22 protein-coding genes are annotated in these 21281 nt (G+C 42.1%); 15 read left to right on the top strand and 7 right to left on the bottom strand.

Features of this window, described 5'->3' with window-relative positions; translation table 11 throughout:
* Positions 1 to 5: 5 nt before the first annotated feature.
* Positions 6 to 3047 (bottom strand): SusC/RagA family TonB-linked outer membrane protein, encoded by a 3042-nt coding sequence (locus ACQ76V_RS07370; protein ID WP_440999845.1) that lies wholly within the window; start codon positions 3045 to 3047, stop codon positions 6 to 8.
* 283 nt (positions 3048 to 3330) lie between these two features.
* Between ACQ76V_RS07370 and ACQ76V_RS07365 the strand changes: the two genes are divergently transcribed.
* The 3 genes from ACQ76V_RS07365 to gldC all read left to right on the top strand — a co-directional run bounded on the left by ACQ76V_RS07365 (position 3331) and on the right by gldC (position 5749).
* Positions 3331 to 3882 (top strand): TlpA family protein disulfide reductase, encoded by a 552-nt coding sequence (locus tag ACQ76V_RS07365; protein WP_440999844.1) that lies wholly within the window; start codon positions 3331 to 3333, stop codon positions 3880 to 3882.
* Between the two features lie 100 nt (positions 3883 to 3982).
* Positions 3983 to 5296: an adenosylhomocysteinase gene (gene ahcY, locus ACQ76V_RS07360; protein WP_440999843.1), complete on the top strand. Its 1314-nt coding sequence runs from the start codon at positions 3983 to 3985 to the stop codon at positions 5294 to 5296.
* Between the two features lie 114 nt (positions 5297 to 5410).
* Entirely contained in the window at positions 5411 to 5749 is a 339-nt protein-coding gene (gene gldC / locus ACQ76V_RS07355) for a gliding motility protein GldC (protein ID WP_440999842.1), read from the top strand.
* Positions 5750 to 5839: 90 nt separating this feature from the next.
* On the opposite strand, the gene amrB is transcribed toward gldC, so the two are convergent.
* On the bottom strand, positions 5840 to 7084 hold the full coding sequence (amrB, locus tag ACQ76V_RS07350; protein ID WP_440999841.1) for an AmmeMemoRadiSam system protein B: 1245 nt from the start codon (positions 7082 to 7084) through the stop codon (positions 5840 to 5842).
* 107 nt (positions 7085 to 7191) lie between these two features.
* Positions 7192 to 7899, bottom strand: coding sequence for an endonuclease III (nth, locus tag ACQ76V_RS07345; RefSeq protein WP_440999840.1), 708 nt, complete (start codon positions 7897 to 7899; stop codon positions 7192 to 7194).
* 138 nt (positions 7900 to 8037) lie between these two features.
* Between nth and ACQ76V_RS07340 the strand changes: the two genes are divergently transcribed.
* From ACQ76V_RS07340 to ACQ76V_RS07330, 3 genes are all read left to right on the top strand, one after another.
* Positions 8038 to 9318, top strand: a complete 1281-nt coding sequence (locus ACQ76V_RS07340; protein ID WP_440999839.1) for a spinster family MFS transporter — start codon at positions 8038 to 8040, stop codon at positions 9316 to 9318.
* Between the two features lie 153 nt (positions 9319 to 9471).
* The gene (locus ACQ76V_RS07335) at positions 9472 to 9792 is read left to right on the top strand and encodes a hypothetical protein (protein WP_440999838.1); all 321 of its coding nucleotides are present in this window, start codon (positions 9472 to 9474) and stop codon (positions 9790 to 9792) included.
* A gap of 20 nt (positions 9793 to 9812) precedes the next feature.
* Positions 9813 to 10310: a DUF2231 domain-containing protein gene (locus ACQ76V_RS07330; protein ID WP_440999837.1), complete on the top strand. Its 498-nt coding sequence runs from the start codon at positions 9813 to 9815 to the stop codon at positions 10308 to 10310.
* Between the two features lie 41 nt (positions 10311 to 10351).
* Here ACQ76V_RS07330 and ACQ76V_RS07325 read toward each other — a convergent pair whose 3' ends face one another.
* Complete coding sequence (locus ACQ76V_RS07325; protein WP_440999836.1) at positions 10352 to 11770, bottom strand: NAD(P)(+) transhydrogenase (Re/Si-specific) subunit beta; 1419 nt, start codon at positions 11768 to 11770, stop codon at positions 10352 to 10354.
* A complete protein-coding gene (locus ACQ76V_RS07320; protein ID WP_440999835.1) occupies positions 11763 to 12056 on the bottom strand; it encodes an NAD(P) transhydrogenase subunit alpha in 294 nt (97 codons plus the stop codon). The genes ACQ76V_RS07325 and ACQ76V_RS07320 overlap by 8 nt, the downstream gene beginning before the upstream one ends.
* 298 nt (positions 12057 to 12354) lie before the next feature.
* On the opposite strand from ACQ76V_RS07320, the gene ACQ76V_RS07315 reads away from it, so the two are divergent.
* Both ACQ76V_RS07315 and ACQ76V_RS07310 read left to right on the top strand, forming a co-directional pair.
* Complete coding sequence (locus ACQ76V_RS07315) at positions 12355 to 13272, top strand: hypothetical protein (protein ID WP_440999834.1); 918 nt, start codon at positions 12355 to 12357, stop codon at positions 13270 to 13272.
* Between the two features lie 183 nt (positions 13273 to 13455).
* A complete protein-coding gene (locus ACQ76V_RS07310; RefSeq protein ID WP_440999833.1) occupies positions 13456 to 13737 on the top strand; it encodes a hypothetical protein in 282 nt (93 codons plus the stop codon).
* Positions 13738 to 13897: 160 nt separating this feature from the next.
* On the opposite strand, the gene ACQ76V_RS07305 is transcribed toward ACQ76V_RS07310, so the two are convergent.
* On the bottom strand, positions 13898 to 14314 hold the full coding sequence (locus ACQ76V_RS07305; protein ID WP_440999832.1) for a hypothetical protein: 417 nt from the start codon (positions 14312 to 14314) through the stop codon (positions 13898 to 13900).
* Between the two features lie 194 nt (positions 14315 to 14508).
* Here ACQ76V_RS07305 and ACQ76V_RS07300 point away from each other — a divergent pair, with 194 nt between their 5' ends.
* From ACQ76V_RS07300 to ACQ76V_RS07270, 7 genes are all read left to right on the top strand, one after another.
* Positions 14509 to 14826 (top strand): hypothetical protein, encoded by a 318-nt coding sequence (locus tag ACQ76V_RS07300; RefSeq protein WP_440999831.1) that lies wholly within the window; start codon positions 14509 to 14511, stop codon positions 14824 to 14826.
* A 12-nt stretch (positions 14827 to 14838) separates the two neighbouring features.
* Positions 14839 to 15114, top strand: a complete 276-nt coding sequence (locus tag ACQ76V_RS07295) for a hypothetical protein (protein ID WP_440999830.1) — start codon at positions 14839 to 14841, stop codon at positions 15112 to 15114.
* The gene (locus ACQ76V_RS07290) at positions 15047 to 17179 is read left to right on the top strand and encodes a hypothetical protein (RefSeq protein ID WP_440999829.1); all 2133 of its coding nucleotides are present in this window, start codon (positions 15047 to 15049) and stop codon (positions 17177 to 17179) included. The genes ACQ76V_RS07295 and ACQ76V_RS07290 overlap by 68 nt, the downstream gene beginning before the upstream one ends.
* Before the next feature lie 272 nt (positions 17180 to 17451).
* Positions 17452 to 17739 carry a hypothetical protein gene (locus tag ACQ76V_RS07285; protein WP_440999828.1) on the top strand — a complete coding sequence of 96 codons (288 nt, stop codon included), beginning with the start codon at positions 17452 to 17454 and terminating at the stop codon, positions 17737 to 17739.
* Positions 17723 to 18274 (top strand): hypothetical protein, encoded by a 552-nt coding sequence (locus ACQ76V_RS07280; protein WP_440999827.1) that lies wholly within the window; start codon positions 17723 to 17725, stop codon positions 18272 to 18274. Before ACQ76V_RS07285 ends, ACQ76V_RS07280 begins: the two co-directional genes overlap by 17 nt.
* An 85-nt stretch (positions 18275 to 18359) precedes the next feature.
* Entirely contained in the window at positions 18360 to 19229 is an 870-nt protein-coding gene (locus ACQ76V_RS07275) for a hypothetical protein (RefSeq protein WP_440999826.1), read from the top strand.
* Complete coding sequence (locus tag ACQ76V_RS07270; RefSeq protein WP_440999825.1) at positions 19213 to 19533, top strand: STAS-like domain-containing protein; 321 nt, start codon at positions 19213 to 19215, stop codon at positions 19531 to 19533. The genes ACQ76V_RS07275 and ACQ76V_RS07270 overlap by 17 nt, the downstream gene beginning before the upstream one ends.
* A 6-nt stretch (positions 19534 to 19539) precedes the next feature.
* Here the strand turns inward: ACQ76V_RS07270 and ACQ76V_RS07265 are convergent, their stop codons facing one another.
* A complete protein-coding gene (locus ACQ76V_RS07265; protein WP_440999824.1) occupies positions 19540 to 21228 on the bottom strand; it encodes a hypothetical protein in 1689 nt (562 codons plus the stop codon).
* Positions 21229 to 21281 lie beyond the last annotated feature (53 nt).

Genomic DNA, 21281 nt, shown 5'->3' with positions numbered 1-21281 from the left:
GCAGGTTAAAAGTCTATCTTGAAATGGAAGTAATACTGTTTGGACGAAGGATAGGGAGCAACCTCTATTCCTTGCGCAATAGGCTGATTACCAAAATTTGATGCTTCCGGATCGTAGCTGCGATAGGGCGTAAGGGTGAACAGGTTTGTGGCAGATGCTCCCAGGCGAATACCCCGAATACCACTGCTGATATTCGAAAGCAGTGAGGCCGGTACATTATAGTACAGCCCGATTTCTCGGAGGCGCAGATACGAGGCATCCTGCACAAATTGATCGGTACTTATACCCAGCAGGCTCAATCGTTTTATACCGTTGGGGGTATCGTCGGTTATTCCGGCCGCTTGATTTTGATAATCGGCAAATGTCAGGTCGGTATCATCGTAATCGGGCGTATTCCCGTTCAGGTCATATAAGAGTTCGGTTAGGTTGATCATATCACCGCCCTTTTTCCAGTGCAGCAAAAATGAAAAATCAACGTTTCTTAAGATCCTAAATTCATTCTGCATCGAAACCTGAAAGTCCGGCTCACCGTCTCCCAGCTTTTTGGTGAGGATTACCGGGTTGCCATTTCCGTCGGTGACCAGGTTTCCATTACTATCTACTTCGGGATCAAGCCCAACTATTTGTGTCGCTGATTTCCCTTCTTCGATTCGGTAAACGCCCAGTGAAGTACCAAAGCCGCCGACATCAAATGCGGGAACCGGAAGATCGGTCACTTTGGAAACGTTTTTCCAGAAGTTAATATTAGCGTTCCAATTAAGATTTCGTTTATTAACAGGTAATAGATTTAAGCTGATTTCGATGCCCCTGTTGCGCATTTTTCCGGCATTAAAGCTTTCAAAGCTAAACCCTGTTGAAGGCTCGAGCTCACGTTGCAGCAGCATATCTTCGATCTGTTTTTGATAGACGGTAAGTTCGAGTGAGGCCACGCCGTCTTTGAGAGTAATATCGAATCCGCCCTCAATTTCTTGCTGGCGTTCCGGTTTGATATTTTCTACACCGCGGATATTTGTGAGCAGCACACCGCCTAATCCGCCAATATTAGCTGGTGCAAGAGACGTGAACTTCGCTCCAAAAGTAGAGAGATTACCGGTTTGTCCGTAAGCTACTCTAAACTTGAGATTGTCAATTGCATCTGCAGACCAAAAATCTTCGTTGGTAATATTCCAGGCAAAGGATGCTTTGGGATACAAATAAATCTTGTTAACATCTCCATTGCGGTCAGATTTATCCCCACGTAACCCAATGGTTCCAATATAGGTATCGGCAAAATTCAGCTCTTCCTGGATAAAAAATCCGCGATCACGCTGAAATATTTTAGTTTGATCAACGCGAACTGAAACTGCTTGATCTACATTGGTTTGCGTACCTAAAATTCCGTTAGAGACGTTAAGGATCCGATTTTGATCATTATTAAACGAAGTGTAACCGGCCTGAGATACCAGTGAAAGGTTATCGTTGGCGGTAAACGTATGTACCAGTAATGCTGAAGTATTTGTGTTCAGGTTATTGGTATTGGTTTCAATCAAGGTGCCGGGTGACCCGCTGGCCTGTTCAAACTGTAATTCACTCGGGAATATAAGCTTGTTATTTTGACTAAAGTAATCAACGCCTCCGGTAAATCTTAAATTCAGCGCGTGATTAGAACTCTGTATAATGCTATAGTCAACTTCGACAGAAGTTAATACCCGGTTTACGAATTCTCCGTTTGAAAACAGATCCCTTGTTTGTAGCTGATTGGCTGAATTAAAAGGATGAGCTGGATAAACACCACTTGCATCCGGGCGTAGATCAATAAAGTTAGGTGTGGCAACCATGGAAACACCAAAGGTTGTACCCGTATTATCGTTGTTGGTTAGCCCGCGAAAAGTTTCAGAGTGAATGTAGTTCGAGGAGACTTTTATATTCAGATTTTTGGTAAACCGATGATCGATATTGGCGCGGATCGACTGTTTTTCATATCCGGTCGTTGGGATGATCCCCTCGTCATTCTGGAGGCTTCCGCTTACGTAAAAACTGGTAGATTCGTTGCCAAAGCTACTGGTAATTTGCGTGCGTGCCAGCATTCCTTCGCGTCCATACATCAGTTCTTCATAGTCAAGAAAACGTCCGGCGCTCTGGGCTTCATTAAAGAGTGCCAGTCCTGTGGATCCGAAAGCCTCTTCAGCTGTCTGAGCGGTAAAGTTACGCGCACCCAATTTTTTGATAATGGTATTAAAACCGACCGACTGGGAGGCGCTAAACTGAGGCTTACCGCCGCTGCCGCGTTTCGTTTGGATAATGACCACCCCGCTGGATGCTCGTTGACCGTATATAGCTGCAGCTGATGCTCCCTTGAGCACTTCGATACTTTCAATCTCATCAGGACTAAGATCGGCAATTCTGTTTACCGGGTTATCTTGGTTAGAAGCACTTCCGCCGGCTGCTGCAGCCGTTACAGCATTAGATCCGTTGGGAATAGCATCATTGTTTAGATAAATGCCATCAACTATATAAAGCGGTTCTGAAGATCCGTTTATGGTTGTAACTCCACGAAGTCTCATAGAGATACCTCCACCCGGAGCACCCGAATTGGCACTGATATTGGCACCGGGAATTTTACCGTAAAGATCAGAACTGAGAGTTTGAGTTGGTGTAGTACCTCTAAGCTGTTCAGCCGAGATCGACGTAACAGAGTTGGCCAGGTTTTGTCTTTTTATAGAGCTTGCCAAACCGGTTACCACAACTTCTTCGAGATTGGCGACATCAGAAGAGAGTTCAATCGTAATGTCATCAGAGTTTGAATCTACGGTGACATTTTTGGCAATATATCCTACATAACTGACGCGGAGTGTAGCTTGGGTTCCAGGCAGTTTAATAGAGAATTTTCCATCGACATCTGTGGTGGTACCTGCACTTGTTTCAGCATGAAAAATGTTTGCTCCTACAAGTATATCTCCGGTTCGTTCATCTACTACTGTACCGGATACCGTAAACTGTGCTAAAGCTATATTGGAATACAATACCATTACAGCCAGTACCCAAAGTGATTTGAAACTGTTATACATAGCCATAAATTATTGTTAATGTTATACTTAAAACAATATAGAACGAATAATGTTAGGGGGAGAACTTTTTTTAGAGAATCTATTAAAAAACATAGAAAAGTGAACTATTTGTAAATTTTACATTAATAATGTGAATAAAAAATACTAATGCCTTAATTTATTAAGGCAGGTATCTTAAAGTTAGATGCTATAGTAACGGCAGATAATATTAGTTGAATGCTTCTCTTGTGTTCTCTGTTTTGTATCTTTGGAGAGCAAAAAATAATTAATAAGATCTTATAAGATGAGAAACTACTCTTGGATACTAATACTTTTATTGGCTATTGGTTTAATGGCCTGTGGCGGAGCAGAAGAGCAGCAAAAAGAAGATTCAGTCTCAACGGAACAAGCTGATCAACAATTAACCGATGCAGACCATGTTGAGCAGGCCACATTTACGAATCTTGAAGGTGAAAAGGTTGCACTATCAGATTTTGAGGGGAAAGTCGTTTTAATCGATTTTTGGGAGACTTGGTGTAAGCCCTGTTTGGCAAGTTTTCCGACCATGCAAAAAGTGCAGGAAGAATATCCGGACCGCTTTGTGGTGTTAGCTGTGACCCCGGGATTTACTGATACCCGAGAAGATGCCCGACAATTTGCTGAGGAGCATGATTATACCTTTACCTATTTGATGGATTCCAATAATCTGCATCAAAAGTTAGGAGTGCAGGGCATTCCGTATAAAGTGTATGTAGATGCGGAGGGAAATTTAATAGAGCAATCGATGGGGACATCCGGTCCACAAGGGGATTATGAGAAGCTGAAAAAAATTATCGATAAACATAAACAGATGTAGTGGGAACACGAAGTTCAAACTATTGGTTACTTTTGAGTAGTATCAGGAAATCTTGTATTTTTATAAACTTTCACAAAACGAAAATTAAGGATTAAAATTCATGGCACAGAAGGTAAAAGAGAAACTTCCTTATAAAGTTAAGGATATTGGACTGGCTGAGTTTGGCCGAAAAGAGATACGTTTGGCCGAGGCAGAAATGCCGGGTCTGATGGCGCTCCGCGAAGAATATGGGGATGAACAACCGTTGAAGGGGGCACGCATAGCGGGCTGCCTGCATATGACGGTACAAACAGCAGTATTGATTGAAACTCTTGTAGAGTTGGGCGCCGAAGTACAATGGTCTTCCTGCAATATCTTTTCAACGCAGGATCACGCGGCGGCTGCAATTGCTGACCAGGGCATTCCGGTGTACGCTTGGAAAGGAATGAATGAAAAAGAATTCTGGTGGGCGATCGAGCAGACGCTTTTCTTTGAGGACGGTGAACCGCTTAATATGATTCTTGATGATGGCGGTGACCTTACTAAGCTCGTACACGAAGATTATCCCGAACTGCTTGACGGCATAAACGGAATTTCTGAGGAGACTACGACCGGTGTAAATCGCCTGTATAAGATGGCAAAAAATGGTACGCTCGGTGCTCCGGCCATCAATGTTAACGACTCGGTTACAAAGTCGAAATTTGATAATAAATACGGCTGCCGCGAGTCGTGTGTAGATGCGGTTAAGCGTGCCACTGATATTATGCTGGCTGGCAAGGTTGCTGTTGTTGCCGGATATGGCGACGTCGGGAAAGGTTCTGCCGCTTCATTGCGTGGAGCCGGTGCTCGTGTAATCGTTACGGAAATTGATCCCATCTGTGCACTTCAAGCCGCAATGGAAGGGTACGAAGTAATGAAGATGGATGATGCCGTTAAGGAAGCTGACATTGTTGTAACTGCTACTGGTAATAAGGATATCATTACCGAGCGTCACTTCAAGAATATGAAGGACAAGACGATTGTCGGTAATATCGGTCACTTTGATAATGAGATTGATGTGGCGTGGTTGAAAGAGCATTCTGAGCGCGATAATATCAAGCCGCAGGTTGACTTGTTTAAACTCGATGACAACGGCAAGGAGATTATACTTCTTTCCGAAGGTCGGCTAATGAATCTCGGTAATGCTACCGGACATCCCTCGTTTGTGATGTCAAACAGCTTCACCAACCAGACCCTGGCACAGATTGCCCTTTGGAATCGCCCGGAAGATTTCAATCTGGAAGTAAGTGTATTGCCAAAAGATCTGGATGAAAAAGTAGCTCGTTTGCACCTCAAAAAAATTGGTGTAGAGCTTGAAGAGCTTACGGAAGATCAGGCTGAATATATCGATGTTCCCAAAGAGGGACCGTACAAGCCTGACCATTACCGCTATTAATTTTCAATAGCAGTTTGTAATTTTGGCCTCGTTCATTTTTTGATGGATGAGGCCTTTTTTATTTCCTTTTCACAAAATCACTAAGTGCTTTAATTAAGTTTTTAAAAGCAAGATATGTCTGACAACAAAAAAGAAATTAGTATCACGGTAGAACTCGACGATAATAATGTCCCCGAAAAAATAGACTGGAATGCCACGGATAAAGAGGGGGAAGGCATTGCCAATTGCAAGGCGATGTTTTTGTCAATGTGGGATCCCAAAAAACAGGATACTCTGCGCCTGGATTTGTGGACTAAAGAGATGACCAAAGACGAGATGAAAATCTTCTTTCATCAGACGTTGGTAACGATGGCTGATACGTTGGAAAATGCCACTGAAGAAGAGGGAATGGCCGAAGATATGCGTGATTTTACTTCCTACTTTGCAGAAAAGATGGAGATTCTGGATCAATAAAACACTGACTAATATGGATTTCACAGATAGCCACTGAACCTTTGGAATTATTTTTCTGCGGGAAACAGTTCGACCAGCGTCATTCGTGTTCTATTCGTATAAAATAGAGCCAAAAGTGACGGCGCTATCCCGTTCGCGCTCATCCCACAAATCGTAACTAAGAATTTTTCCCTGTACCTCCGGCATAGATTGCAGAAAGGTATAAAGCGGAGGGAATCCACAAATGCGATAGGGATCATAATCTTCTTTCATAAGCTCGAGCATATCGGCGCGATTATTTTGTGATCCGTGTTCTAAAAATTGCTGGTCGAAGAGTTTAACCTCATCAAACATGGTTGAAGCGCCCGCATCATCACCGAACTTATTGCCAAAATGAGCAAGGTCACCGCTAATTAGGAAAAAGGTGTCTTCGGAACTCCCAAATTTGTTATTTAGAAATGTAGTGAAGTTATCAAGCTGCTGCCCCAAATGCCCGTCTTTCAAATAATACAGATCATCCAGCCCGCGAATAACAAAAGGCACAATCTCATAATCGTGATCCCAGAGATAGCTCAAAAAGAGAAGGTGCAATTCTATGCTATGTTCCATGCGGTGGGCGCGATCATGGAAAGAAATGCCCAGATCGGCATCAGTCTGTTGTAACTGATCAATAGCCTGTCGATCTCGTGGAATCGTTTCCAGTGGCATTTCGAAATCCCTATCGACCAAAATGAAAGGATCGTTTTGATAAATCTCGGGATAAAGCCCGGCATAGTGCGATGTCGCCAGAATTACTACACGCTTGGGGTTTAGGTCCCTGATAGGAGCAAATGCTTTAACGTAACTGTCCAAGCCTACCCGTGGATCAATATGTGGAGCATAAAGCCCTTTGGCAGTATCATAAGTTTTTAAGTTTTCATCAATGTGTTTGGCAAAAGCTTCATCCAGGTATTTTTTTAGCTCCTCCGGTTCGGAAGGATATGAGTTTCCGGCGGTTACCGACTTGTGTATGGTCCTCGACTCATATTCGGCTTCAATACGCTCTGCATGATGTTCAAAATAATTGGAAGCCAATACCCGGTTTTGGTCCAACAGTTGGATGAACTGAAGCAAGTCATCTTTATTTACCCCATGGCCTAAATGATTTTCGAGATCATTAATGCTTTTTTGTCCGTCAAACAGCGACAATAGTTGACCGGCCTCTCGACGTAATGCAAAGTCAGGCGTAGCATATTCCAGCTGATCATGGAAATAGAGGAATGCACTTCCGTTTTCTTTGATGGGAATTATTTGCAAATCCTGTCGTAACGGAGGGATAGGTTGTGACGTAGATTCGAAAAGTTTTTGCTGGCTCATAGAATAACCTTTTAGAAAAATATTTTATTCTGAACTCGTTTTAGTATCCCAAAAGAGAGTTTTTATGTAGATCGAAAGATAGATTCAGGATGAAATAATACTACTTATTAATTCTCTCGCATTGCTTGGCACTCACAGTTAATTCCATATTGTTTGCAAAGCGGGTGCTCCGGTGGTTCAGAAATTCGTGCCTTACAGGCATTTCGGCCATGATGAATCATCAAATGCGAAAGATTGGTCCAGTGTTCACGAGGGAACAGCGCCATCAGATCACGTTCGATCTTATCCGTGTTTTTTTCGTGTTCGGTAAGCCCATAGCGATTGGAAAACCGGCGTACATGGGTATCAACTACGACCCCTATATTAATATTAAACGCATTGCCAAGCACCACGTTGGCTGTTTTGCGTGCCACCCCATACAGTTCCAGCAGGTCGTCCATCTTTTGAGGGACTTCTCCCTCATGGTTTTCAACAAGGGTTTGCGAGGATTGTTTGAGTGCTTTTGCTTTATTGCGATAAAATCCGGTGGATCGCACTAACTCCTCTAATTCCTGGATAGGAGCTTCAGCCATGGCTTTGGGAGTGGGGTAGGCGTCAAATAAATCAGGAGTAGTCTTATTGACGCGTACATCAGTGCATTGCGCACTCAGGATGGTGGCACAGAGCAGTTCAAATGGGTTGCGATGATCCAACGCACAATGGGGATTGGGGTAATGTTCATAGAGCTGATCTAAAATTTCTTGGGCACGAGCTTTCTCCTCTTCAGTTTTTTGGGGGAGTTTAGGAAGATCTTCGTACTGTTTGGTTTTTGGCATGTGTTCTATTTCTTAATCAATAATTTTAGGGGGTTAAAAACGCAAAAATAAGACTGAAAGTTTGTTCCGGAAAAAGGTAGAAATGAATAATCAAATTATCCTACCTTTAGCTTCACTAAATAAAGGAAAACAAAAGCAATGACGCTACCTAAACAGAAAGCCAGAGAACTGGTTTCTTCTCCCTATGCCTGGCTGGTACTCGGATTGTTAACACTGATCTATATCTCCAGTTTTGTGGATCGCCAAATTATTGCGGTATTGGCACCGAGTATTCAAGATGAACTTTCACTCAGCAATTTCCAGGTTGGGATTCTCTACGGAACGGCCTTTTCGTTTATCTATGCGTTATGTGGGATCCCGATGGGACGTTTGGCGGATATTTATTCTCGTAAGCTGATGATTATTGCCGGATTGGTGGTCTGGAGTCTGATGACGGTAGTGAGCGGATTTGCTACTTCTCTGACTTTTCTTATCGTGGCCCGTTTTTTTGTGGGGATTAGCGAGTCAGCCCTGAGTCCGGCGGTGTATTCGTTACTTTCGGATTATTTTAAGCCCGAACAACGGGGTACGGTATTTTCTATTTATTCGGCAGGAATTTTCGTAGGGATTGGGATTTCTTTTTTAGTAGGCGGCGGTATTGCCGAAGCCTATGACTGGCGTACATCGCTGGTGGCAGTGGGAGCGCCCGGATTGTTGATTGCAGTGATTGCCTGGTTTCTAATCAGGGAATTTCCTCGAGGCATCATGCAACCCAAAGAGAATCAACGATATGATATTGAGCAATCCTTTGGAGAGGTCGTTCGATATATCATCCGAAAAAAAACAGTGCGATACCATTTTCTGGGATTCTCATTTATGGCGTTTACCGGCTACACAATTTTAGGATTTATCGGAATTGTTCTAACCGATATTCATGATGCAGCCTTGTTGGTTCCACAATATGGTTGGTTTATGATGGCAACGGGACTCAGTGTAATGGCATCGGGCAAGGCAGCCGACTGGCTGGCACAAAAATTTAAGGCCTCGTATCGATTTATACCGGGCGTGGTGGCAGCCCTGGCATGTTTGCCGCTTTATTACGTGGGATTGTTTGCCGAGTCGGCGGTAACGGCATTAGTGTTAATTGGATTGGCAAATGTGATTTCCTCATCATATAACGGAATTGCCGCCGCTATTTTGCAATATTTGGTTAAACCTAATATGCGGGCATTAGCAAGCGGATTGTATCTGTTTGTAATTAGTGTGGTGGGATTTGGGGTTGGTCCGCCTCTTACCGGTTTATTGATGGATACGGTTTTTACTGGGGATTACGGTGCCGCTAAAGCACTGATGTTGGTGTTAAGTTGTTGCGGAATATTGGCAACCCTCTTTTTTTGGAAAGCGATGGAAACGTATAGCCATGATGCCGAGCAAAATTAAACTGATTCATACACTAACGAACCAAAAAAGTTTAACAGGGGATCAAATGATGATAGTAATTACGTTGCTAACATTTGTTTCTAAGTACAAACCCCTTACCTTTACAATTCTATGGAGGATATTCTAATTATCATTAATCCAATCAAAAAGACTATGAAATCAATTATCACGAAACTTGGAAGTTTAACTTTCTTATTGATGCTTGTTGTTGCTTGCGGCGGTGAGTCGACTGATGTAGTAGAAAGCGGTACCTATGAAGGGACCATACAGGAAGTAAATGCTGAAGAATCGGAAATTTATGTGAAGACAGCTGACAACAAAACGTTGGAGCTTTACTTTATCGAAGAGACCGAGCTGGTGAAAGATACTACTGCCGTTCCTTTTGATAGTTTGGCTATGGGCCAGAAAGTGCGGGTTGAGGTCGAAAAAGTAGGTCAGCGCTTAGATCCGTTGCGAGTAGAGATTCTTGAATAACATTTCAGCAAAAAATTAATATGCAGGAACCATTAAGCATGTGGCGGGTGGAGTTAATCCACCCGTTTGTTGTTCATATTCCGGTAGGATTGCTTCTTATCGGCAGTATATTTTGGATTCTCAGTCTTTGGCTGCATCGACGGTATACTTTTTTGCGTCCATCTGGTCGGTTGTTGCTGCTTATTGGTACAGTTGGAGCCTGGATTGCAGTTTATACCGGCACGCTTGCTGACGGGCAGGTGGCTCGCTCTCTTTGCGATCCCACCATTGCCAAAGAGCATGAGCGTTTTGCTTTTACGGTTGGATATCTTTTTTCAGCTTTTGTAATTGTTGATTGGCTGGTCGTTAAAGACTATCTGACTTTTATCACAAAAAAATATCTACACGTTGGGTTGGCAATATTACTTATTGCGGGTTGCGGCTTCTTGGGTTATGTAGGACATCTCGGAGGTAAACTTGTTTATCAGCAATCCGCTGCCGTATATCAACCTACCGAAGGATGTGTTGAATTTGAGTAAGGCGGGATTACAGATACTTGAAACCTGCATCCTGAACCTTGCTATACTTCAGCTAACGCCTGACTCAGTGCCTGTAGTGAATCTTTGGCATCCCCGAAGAACATCTGATTGGTTTCTTTGTAGAAAAGTGGGTTATCAATGCCGGCAAATCCGGGACTCAAAGATCGTTTAAAGACTATCGTTCGATCAGCTTCATCAACATTCATGATGGGCATGCCGTAAATAGGGCTGCCGGGCTCCGTTTTGGCTACCGGGTTGACTACATCATTAGCTCCGATGATCAGCACCACATCCGTTGATTTAAATTCCGGATTAATCTGTTCCATCTCATACAGTTGATCGTAGGGTACGTCTGCCTCAGCCAGTAGCACGTTCATGTGGCCGGGCATCCGACCTGCAACAGGATGAATACCGTATTTTACTTCTACACCTTTTTTCTCCAGTTTATCGGCCACTTCTTTAAGCACGTGTTGTGCTTGTGCAACAGCCAGGCCGTATCCCGGTACAATCACAACTTTATCAGAATAAGCACATTGAAGCGCCACGTCATCGGGGGTGGTTTCGCGCACTGTTTTGTCGGTATCAGCTGCAGGTCCACTACCCGAACCGCCATCTCCGCCGAAAGCCCCAAACAATACATTACCCAATGTGCGATTCATGGCTTTGCACATGATGTTTGTGAGGATGAGTCCCGCGGCCCCGACTAATGCACCACTGATAATCAGTAGGTTATTATTGATTACAAAACCGGCCATTGAAGCAGCAATACCCGAGTAGGAGTTCAACAGTGAAATAACCACCGGCATATCAGCGCCACCGATGGGAATAACTGTCAAGATCCCAAGCAGCAGTGCTATGGCAAACAGCAACCAGAATATGAGCTGACTGGTGGGATCAAACGTAAGCCAGCCAACCAATCCCAAGGTGCCTACCGTTAACAGCCCATTAAAAATATTGTGGCCCGGAAAGGTAATGGGGTTTCCACTGATGAAGCCCTTGAGTTTTCCAAAGGCAATAAAACTTCCGGTAAAGGTGATAGAGCCAATCAGTATACTGAGTCCAATGGTCACTAAATCCTGTGTGGCAAAAGCAGTAGCCTCAAAGCGTGTGAATTCGCCCCAAGCGACCAGTGCAGAGGCCCCGCCGCCGAAACCGTTAAAAATAGCGACCATCTCGGGCATGGCTGTCATTTCTACTTTTTTTGCGGCCGTAATCCCAATGGCCGAACCCACGACAATTCCAGCAATAATGTATTCGTAGGTAATAATTTGTTGATCAAAAAGCGTTACAATAACACCTATGAACATCCCTAATGCAGCCAGCTGATTGCCCGAACGTGCGGTAGCGGGAGAGCCGAGTCGCTTAATCCCGGTAATAAAAACCCCTGTAGCAAAAAGGTAAATTAGCTGAATGACATCGGGTAAAATTGCCTGTATGGATGGCGGTAGAAAATCACTCATTGGTTTTATCTTTTTTCTTAAACATTTCCAGCATGCGGTCGGTCACCATAAATCCGCCTACCACGTTAATCGTTGCAAAAACTATGGCAGCAAAGCCGATATATTGGGCAGCCACATGGTCGATTTGTCCTGCAACAATGAGCGCACCAAGGATAGTAATTCCCGAAATAGCATTGGCGCCTGACATCAGTGGAGTGTGCAGGGTTGGGGGGACTTTTGAGATGAGTTCGAAGCCTATAAAAGAGGCCAGCACAAAAATAAAGAGATTGAATATGAGTCCGGACATAGCTGTGAATTTTATTAATGTCTCGTGTCATCCTGAACTTGTTTCAAAACGAATATCGGGTATAGTTAACACAAAGGCCAATTTTGAGCCTTCATGTACTACTTTTTGTACTACTGCAAATGAACTATGTGAATTGAATTCATGTGTCAGACTGGTAGAAATAATCATTCTTTACCATATCTTTTGTGCCACGGCCTACCGTATTTTGCCTCGAAAAAACTCTGTGAATTTCCTGTAAAAGACGTAGCTTTATTCGGTCTGCCGGTGGCACTACAGGGTTCCCGTGAAGGGAGATGCTGTGTTCTACCGCACCCAACATAACGGTAAATCAGCAATAAAACACCCATTTGCATCCATGCCTGAAAAGGTGCCTGTACTATTAAGCAATACTCTTCCGAAAAGAGACCTGCTGCTCAAACTTATCGCGGATCGACTGGCAAAACTCCCCAGCGATCTTAACTTTGCATCTGATCAAGAACGAATAATTGCAACACGTATTACAGCTGTTGAATATTTAAAAGAAACAGGTCAATACCGAAAACAGCTGCAGCTTTGCCTTAAAAACTTTTCAGGCCGGACGACCGAAACCTTTCGCCCTGAGTTCGTCTCTGCGGTTCGCACGCTGTACCATGATCACCTGTTGAATCTTGGCAGGAGTCTGATCGGATTTGCTGAACAAAAGGTCAATCGCAGGAAAGTCGTTGACATAGATTTTACCGGAGCAGATCTTGCGAATCCCCATTTTTCCGGACTCCTGGAGAGTCTTTTTAATGAGTATGGCGAGGGTGTGCTTCACCTGGATTATGCACCATGGACCTGTAGAATGGCCCGCATCAACAACTGCTCTAAGGATACCAAAAAACGGTTAGAAGGCAAGCTTCGTACCATAGGGCAATTCGCCTGCATTGATGAGGCGATTTCATTTTTAGAGCTCCGCATAGGCTTGCATGGCAAGTATACCTTTAAGCTCTTGGTGAATGATTTGGATGAGCTAATCAATGATTTCCTTATTGACAGCTCCAACGGACTTGTCAATAACGTGAAAGCTCGCAAACCCATTGATGAACTTGTAAAAGAAGCGGCAGGAAAATACGAAATTCTAAATTCGCCTACTTATCTCGTTAATCCAGAAGCTTACAAGTCAATTCTCAAACACCGGATTAAGGCCACGCTTAAAAAGGGTAACCTATTTTCTCCAAAGGCGACCAAAATATGAGGAAAAATATATGCGATTCCTCACCACAGAGAGCATAATTAAGGGTAAAATTACAGATTTTGATTTTATTCTCTATATTTGCCGCCTTTTTTTCAAAATCTGTTTTTGTCTGGAAGTGTATTTTATTAGGGATTGCCTTTTCTTTAGCGCCATACAATTTTTGCAACCCCAAAGATATCACCTATGAATTCTCAAGACCCCAAAGATACCTTACTGGAAACCATTGCCAATCTTGAATCCAAAATAGAATTTCTGTTACGCGCTTACCAATCCAAGCCTGATAAATCACGTTACATAACGGCCCAGGATATCGAAGCTGATTTTGGTATCGATCAGCGAACGGTCCTCAATCGCAGTAATCTGCCACCGGCCCACAAACAGTTTATTCCGTGCCTGAGAGTCGGCGGCCGCCGAAAATATTTTGATCGCAAAGTTATTGAACGACTTTTTGCGGCAAATGTGTAACAAATACGGGGTGAGCTGCTCTTGTATAGATTTTTTGGGTAAAACAGAACACTAAAAAAACGTAATTAATTAAGAGTGCCAGCGACCATGCATACAAACCAGTCTACCTGTAGTGTACACAAAACCAAAAACGGTAATAGCAAAAAACAGGTACTTACCCTTATCGAACAGCTTTCTTCAGTAGTTCAAGAAGTGCGCTCTGAACATCCGGATCAAGCCGCAGGTGCGGTTGCTCGGATAGCTGATCTTCGATATCACCTACAAGCTTCTTAATCTCTTTCATGCGGTTATCAAGCAACTGCTTTTCTTTCAGCTCTTCGCTAATATCGGCCATTTCACTACCAGTAAATGGTGTGCCCTCTCCCGTTAATAGCCAATTAAGATTTATCCCTGATTGTGCAAACCGTATTAGCGTGGAGCTGTTTACTTCCGTCTTCCCTCCATTTTTTATCTCTGAAATCACAGATCGGTTAACTCCCGTCTCCCGCTGCATTTCAGACACATTTCCATCGTAATACTTCTCAAGCAGATACCGGACATTGTCTTGTAATGTTTCGCCAGATTTTTTCTCCAACATTCCTCTTTTCCTATCCTATTAGTTTTATTGTGATTGGAATAAATACCCTTCCTAAATATTTTCCGATCACATCATTTTTAATTGTTTCGTTACTATCACATCACTACTTTATCCCTGTAGGTATCGGTAACGTTTAACTGTAACCATCCGATTATACTACTTACCCATAAATTTTAAAAGACAGAATTACGCTTGTGAACGGACCAATAACAAAATATGAAATTAATCGAACCCGCTTGTCGCTAATTAAACAGGAAATTTTCCAGCAATTCGGCTCTTATAATGAGTTCCGCCAGGAAATGTTTCCCGACGTCAAATTAAACACTTTTCGCCAATGGTTTAAAAAACCCTATTACATTTCTGATCGGCGCCTTTGTCATATGGAAAACACCTTGGGTATAACCCCTGCCCAGGTCAGAGCAAGACTGACAGAAGAATTTAACCTACCAAGCCAGCTACTGCAGGTAGCCAAGGGAATAAAATTTGAATTTATCGAACCTCAACTCACCTGACAGGCCCCACTTATGGCAACTATTAAAACGCGCTATACCCTTGGGGATACCATCCATTTTATAGACTGCGATGGTAAGAAACGTAAAGAGATCGTCCGCATGATCGAAACCCAACTGGTGGAAGGTTACGACCTCTGGGTGATTTACGGATATGGAGACAATCTCTATGAACTCAACCATGTAAGTGAACACAAAATTTTAATATCTCAACGACAAATAAATGAGCAGCAACACCCGGGAAGAGTCCTTAACACTAGTATCGCCAAACAACCGGCAACAACCCGATGACTACGGGCCAGCAGTATCCAATTCTCAAAAAGAACCGTTTGAATATATCGACAGCTCCGACCCGTTAGATTTTGGATGGTATCGCAACGAAACCGATGGCACCAGTCGCCGGATCGGCACCTTCGATATCGAAATACATTCCAAGATCATCCGCTATAATCCCGAAACACTGAAATGGGATTCGACGCTCTATGAATGCCAGGTGAGCTGGCTAACACCAGAAACGCGAACCCTGACCCAGAGCGAACTCTTTGTACTGGAGCCGGAAGACCTGCTGTCCAAGAAAGCCTTTCAGATTCAGATCTTTAAGCATTCCTATCAATCGGCTCGCTTTAAGTCTGATGATGAGATCCTCTTCTTTATGAGCTTCCTGTGCAACCGGTGGCAGCCGCAGACCGTGTATGAGTTCAATTACTACGGATTTATCGAGCACCATGGCTACACCTTTTATCTGACGCGCAATGCCTTAATTACTATTCCGGATGATCACCTTCGGGAGCCCCAATACATGATAGCGCCCGACCGAGACTCTGGCCTGTTCCCCATGGTAGCTGCCGACACTACCTTTTACGTTAAGCCCGGGCGTATTGAACCTTCGCCTCTGTTAGACCTGTCCCCCGCCAAGGATGGATTCTACAGCGACGACGAACACCAGCTTCTCACCGGCAACGAGCTCCGGTATTTTACCGACACCGTCCGCGACAGATTCGGAGAACTTATCGCTGGACAACAGCCCGAGAAGAAAGCAGAGGGCTACCTTATTTTCTCCTATATGCTCTCCTTTCTATTTTTTGATGAGATCTACGATGTATTTAAACATGTGGTCTTTCTGTACCTGTATGGCGAGCCTTCGACGGGAAAAGGTCAGCTTTCTCAGATCATGCTCAATTTCTTTGGGCAGTCGTTTACAGACGTGGATTCCAATCCTACGCTAAAGTCTGCCGAAAACAAGCTGGCCAACCACAGCAAGATTCCTGTGATCATGGATGAGTTTGTCCCCGGAAAAGGCAAGATCACGCCACAAGTATTTAACATGTGGTACGAGTTGAGACAACGTGGAGTAAGCGCCTCCCACGATCGGACCAAAAACGCCTGGAGCCCCGTGCGTTCCCAGCTGATGTTTATCTCCAACTACAAACCCACCGAGGACCATTTTCGGTCGCGATGTATTATGATTGAGTACGCCAAGGACAAACGGGGCTCTGTCCATAATTTGTGGTGGTTTGACAATCATAAAAAGGAATTGCAGCAACTTTTTCTGTCTCTGCTGTACAAGTTTAATGATTTCAACCGGGAGCTGTTCAAAAGCGAGCTACTCTGGACCAAGCGTCTTCTTACCGAAGCCGTCGAGGAAGAACTAGGGCGTAGAAGTGACCAGGAAGGCGTTCGTTTCCAGATTAAAGACCGTCAAATCGAAAATATGGCGGCTCTTATTACGGTAGATCTATTTGTCTGTCGGCCCAGTGATGTGGAATTCGCTGAATTCGTCCAACAGTCCTTGGGGGAAAACAACAAACAAACGGTAAGCGCGGAAGATCGGCAGGAGATGCAGCAACTGCTCCGAGACAATCGCATCTCCACAGAAATATTCCGTTATGGAGTGACCTTTTTAGCTAATTCAGCGGAAAAGGAGGTCCACCAAACGCCCCTGCAACAGTTCTTGGCGAGCATTGAGATCATGAATGATAACGGGGAGCTGCCGAAACGCTACTACGGCTGGAACAGCAAGGATGGGCTGGTAATGTACTGGAGCGGCATTTGGGATGCCTACACCAACTATAACAAAGGCCGGGAGTATATCAGCCAGGATATCATCCGGGAAGAAATTGAAGCCCTGGACCTACACGGAAAAGCAAAAACCAATTATTACAGCTATGAGGATCCAGTAAAAGGAACCGTCCAGGAAAACCGCCACGGGTATCACCTGCCCAGAACAAACTTAACGCCCTCCTGGCTTCGCGCCTTTGGCAAACGCGAAGAAGCAGCGATTATGATGAAACAACAATCCCAACAAACCGACGATCACATTGCTATGAGTGGTTCCAAAATTGAACCCCCATTTTAGAAGATTTCCGGGAAATATGAGATTATCTAAGAATTTTAAAAAAGCATCTTATTTTCTTAGATCCTCATTTATCCACCAAAACATCACCCTGTAAGTATATAATAAATAATAAGTTAGTTAATAATAATATATCTAAGAAATCACCTAAGAAACGCCTAAGAACTCTAAGATTGGCCTAAGACATCTAAGATGAATCTTTGGCGATTTCTTAGGCGGTTAACTATCAGTTTTTACTACACTTAACTATGGCGTCTAAGAAAATAAGAAAGGTTATGTCTAATTTTGAAAATCCTGAAAATACCACCAACCCGATGGGAAACATGCCCTCCAGCAATGAAGATTTCATGACGATTGGCGAAGCGATCAGCTACATGTGTGAAAAACTGGGACGCATCTCCCGGACCACCTTTTACCGGTGCGGTTATCGTAAAATGATAACCGTGCGCAGTTACGGGCGGAATAAAAGTACCGGCCGTGAAGCCGTTAAGCTGTGTCGCAAGTCAGAAGTGGATTATATCATTCAGACCATTCAGGAGAATCCCCATGCCGAAAACCTATAACCGTGTAGATAAAATGCCGATTACCCAAAAAAAGGTGGTAAAACCATCTATATCTACTGAGTATCTGACAGCAAAAATAGATGAAATAAACAGCCAGTATCATGATTTTAACAGACTCCATCTATATGTAGATGAAACGAGGCAACTCATTCAGGTGAATTATATAAATGAGGATGGTTTTGATGCCCCATTAACCAGTTGGCTTAATATGGGACAAGTTGGGACGTACCTCCAAAATTATCAGCGTATGTTTTGCCTGGATCCCAACCGGCTGGATCGTTTTTTCGATATAAATGAAGCTACAACCATTTTACCTATTTGCTTACTTCGGCCTACACGTAAACGCCCGAAAGGTATTGCCAACGGGTTTACCAGAATGCGACAGGCTTATCAGGGAATAATATCTAGACGAAAACCTATTTTTGTTAGGCCAAGCGTAGATGGAAAAGGTCTTTTTGATATTTTGGATGGGAACTCGACCTATTTTGTGGCAAAACAGATAGGAATGAAATCATTACCGGTTGTTTTAAAATAAAAACTCCCTATTTCATCTATTTGTTCAACCGTATAACTGTTATCTTAACCCTCCATTAAACAAATTTATTTGAACGAAACGATCAATGAGTTTACATATAGGCGGTAGTTGGGATCCTTTAGCACGTATTAAGGAATTGGTAAATAATCTGAGAACCCTTAGCTCTATTCCTGATGGCGGTACAGCGAGTTTTTCTACTATCGATTTTATTCGACCGGTTTCTATACTTCCTATCGCCAGCTATGCATTTGATCATAACATCACGATACAAAATGCCAATTCATATTTAGATAGTATTGAATTCCCTGAAGGAACGAATACTTCTGAATTCAACAAAATTGGACAAACTTACTTTCCCATTACAAAAGCTGATCTAAAATCAGCCAGTAGGGACGGGCGGGAAGAAAAGCTTAGATTTTTATCTGACCAATACCCAAAACTTTTGCGGCGCAATATTGACGACCAAGAGTTTCTTGACCGAGTTGGTAACAATGTATTCTATCTTCTTATTTCCGAAATGGTTGATAATATAATGGAGCATTCAGAAGCGGATTTAGCTTATATATTTTCCCAGTTTTGGCCAGCCAATAACTCATGTGAAATCTGTCTTCTGGATAACGGGATAGGAATTTACCAATCCTTAAAAAATGCGGGCAGAAGTGTTACCGATGATATGGATGCCCTAGAAAAAGTAATTCGCCAGCATTTATCTGCCAAAGACGAATTTGGTTCGCAGAAAAGGGGTACCGGAATTAAAAACACCATTAATTTGCTATCTAATAATGAACTAAATGGTTATTTTTGCGTTATAAGTGGTAATGCCGGCTATTTTATTGACAATAATGGGCGGAATCACTTTATTAATTTGACACAGGTTAGTTGGAATGGCACCATTATTTGTATGGGATTCCAAAAACCACCTAAACACGTCGACATCTATGAGTATATTCGATAAACATATCAACCTTCGAAAAGAATTCGATGTAAGTGCCTTAAATAACAGGGCTACTGCTAAAAAATTGGTCAAGAGAATTGAAAGCTCATGGGCTAACACTGTTGTCTTAGACTTTTCCGATATAGAGTTCGCTTCTCGTTCTTTTTTAGATGAGCTGAATTCACACCTTCCACATGTCGACAAAGAAGTTAAAAAGACAAACATGAATGCTTCTGTGAGAGAAATGGATGAATTGGTGCAGCAGCCCAAAGAAAAGGTTAATTATTCAAGTACTGATTCGGAAGCAGAATTGCTTTCTTTCTGATTTTGACTAATCATCCAGATACATATTCACAAAAAGGTGATACAGTTTTATTACTGTTTTACCTTTAGGAATTTTGGTAAGACCTACCTTTAGGTTTCTTTTATTAATTTGTTTTCGTTCAATTTTCTCGAAGTTCACTGAAGTCTCAAATACTTTATTTTTTATGTATTTCTGGTATTTTTCCCATAATGATATAAAATCATCTGCCTTTGCATACACAATGATATAATTCTCTTTATTGCCAGCGGTATCATATCGATCTAATAATTTATCGATGTGATATTCAACATTTTTATTATCCTCACCACACGATTTTAACTGAAATGCCTCAATAATTGTTTTTACTATACCATTATTTTCTATATCCCGTATAGCAATATCTAGTTCTCCACTTTTATAGTTTTTAGATTTATCAGTTCCTGATCGTCCTTGCCTTGATTCATCAGCGACATAATATTGTCTGGCCCTTAATAAATTGCTCAAGTAACGATTTATTTGACCTTCTCCCTTGAAATCATGTTTGCTAGCCTGTACTAGTAATAATAATGACATCAGGTCGTCAATTAAATGGGAGGAATCAATTACTGTTGAATCAACTTCAATTAAATCTTTCAATAAAGATATTTCCGTCTCGACTTTTGGGAAAAAATCAACCTTATCTAATGCTTTATACTCTAAAGAATATTGGTTTAAATTTAAATTTCTAAGTGTTTCAACCAAGTATTTATACCTAGCAATCAATTTATTTTCATTACTAGCTGTTGTACTCTTAAAAATTTTTTGGATTAGTAATTTTCCTAGTTCTTCTTTTCGCCATTTTAGCTTGTCTACCTCCATCTTTGCTACGCCAAAACTAGACTTCTTTTCTTTTTCAACCTTTTCGATTTGATCAGTTAGCTTTTCTTTAAAGAATGAAATGGATTGTTCTAACCCTTCATTTTCACCCAATTCTTCATATAATCTATCTATTTCGGATTCTTTGAAAAAACCATCTAGTTGATTTGATTTAGCCTCCCATTTAGAGTATTGCAGTTCATATAATTCATCCTCAAGTGTAGATCTATTTTGGACAGTTAACCCTAAAATATCTTTAAATAGAACTTGTATATGATTTATTGAATAAATGATATGCAACTTGATATAGTAAAGAATTAAAGTATTACTATTGTTCATATCATCTATTCCACTTTTACTTAGTTTTTTCTTTAGCTGATGTGCTTCCCTACCAATTCTTTTTGCGGTTTGAATATTCTTTAATGCATATAATTTTAGCTTTTCAAAATCTTCAGAAGATTCGAGTTTCTTTTTAGAAGATGCTTTTATTCTTCTAAACTCCCCTTCTATGATTCTAAGGTAAATTTCACTCTTTTTATCTATTGGCGGGCGAATATCCAGATTTATCAACTCTTGTTCTTCAGGATTGGGCTCGACCTTTAAAACTATATTCTCCAAATCATTATCTTCATCGGGGAATTCTAGTACTACTCTATCACCATCTTTTATTCCATAAAAATCAAAGTCAATGTCATCGAAAGTGGTTAAGTGGCGCCCCTCTAATTCTCTTTCCTCAATTCGTAAAGTGCTAGTAAAAAAATTCTTTTCTAATTCCTCCAACCATTCATTTGTATCATTATCTTTTAAATGAGGTCGATAGGTACCATTCACAATTTTGTCATATATCTCAAATTCATTCATAGCTGGATTTGTAATGAGTTATATGTCATGGTTCTAAAAAGACATCTTTCTGA

The organism is Fodinibius sp. SL11 (assembly GCF_052060035.1).
Classification (GTDB): domain Bacteria; phylum Bacteroidota; class Rhodothermia; order Balneolales; family Balneolaceae; genus Fodinibius.
The sequence above is the reverse complement of the archived record's forward strand: the minus strand, read 5'-3'. Positions and strand labels throughout refer to the sequence as shown.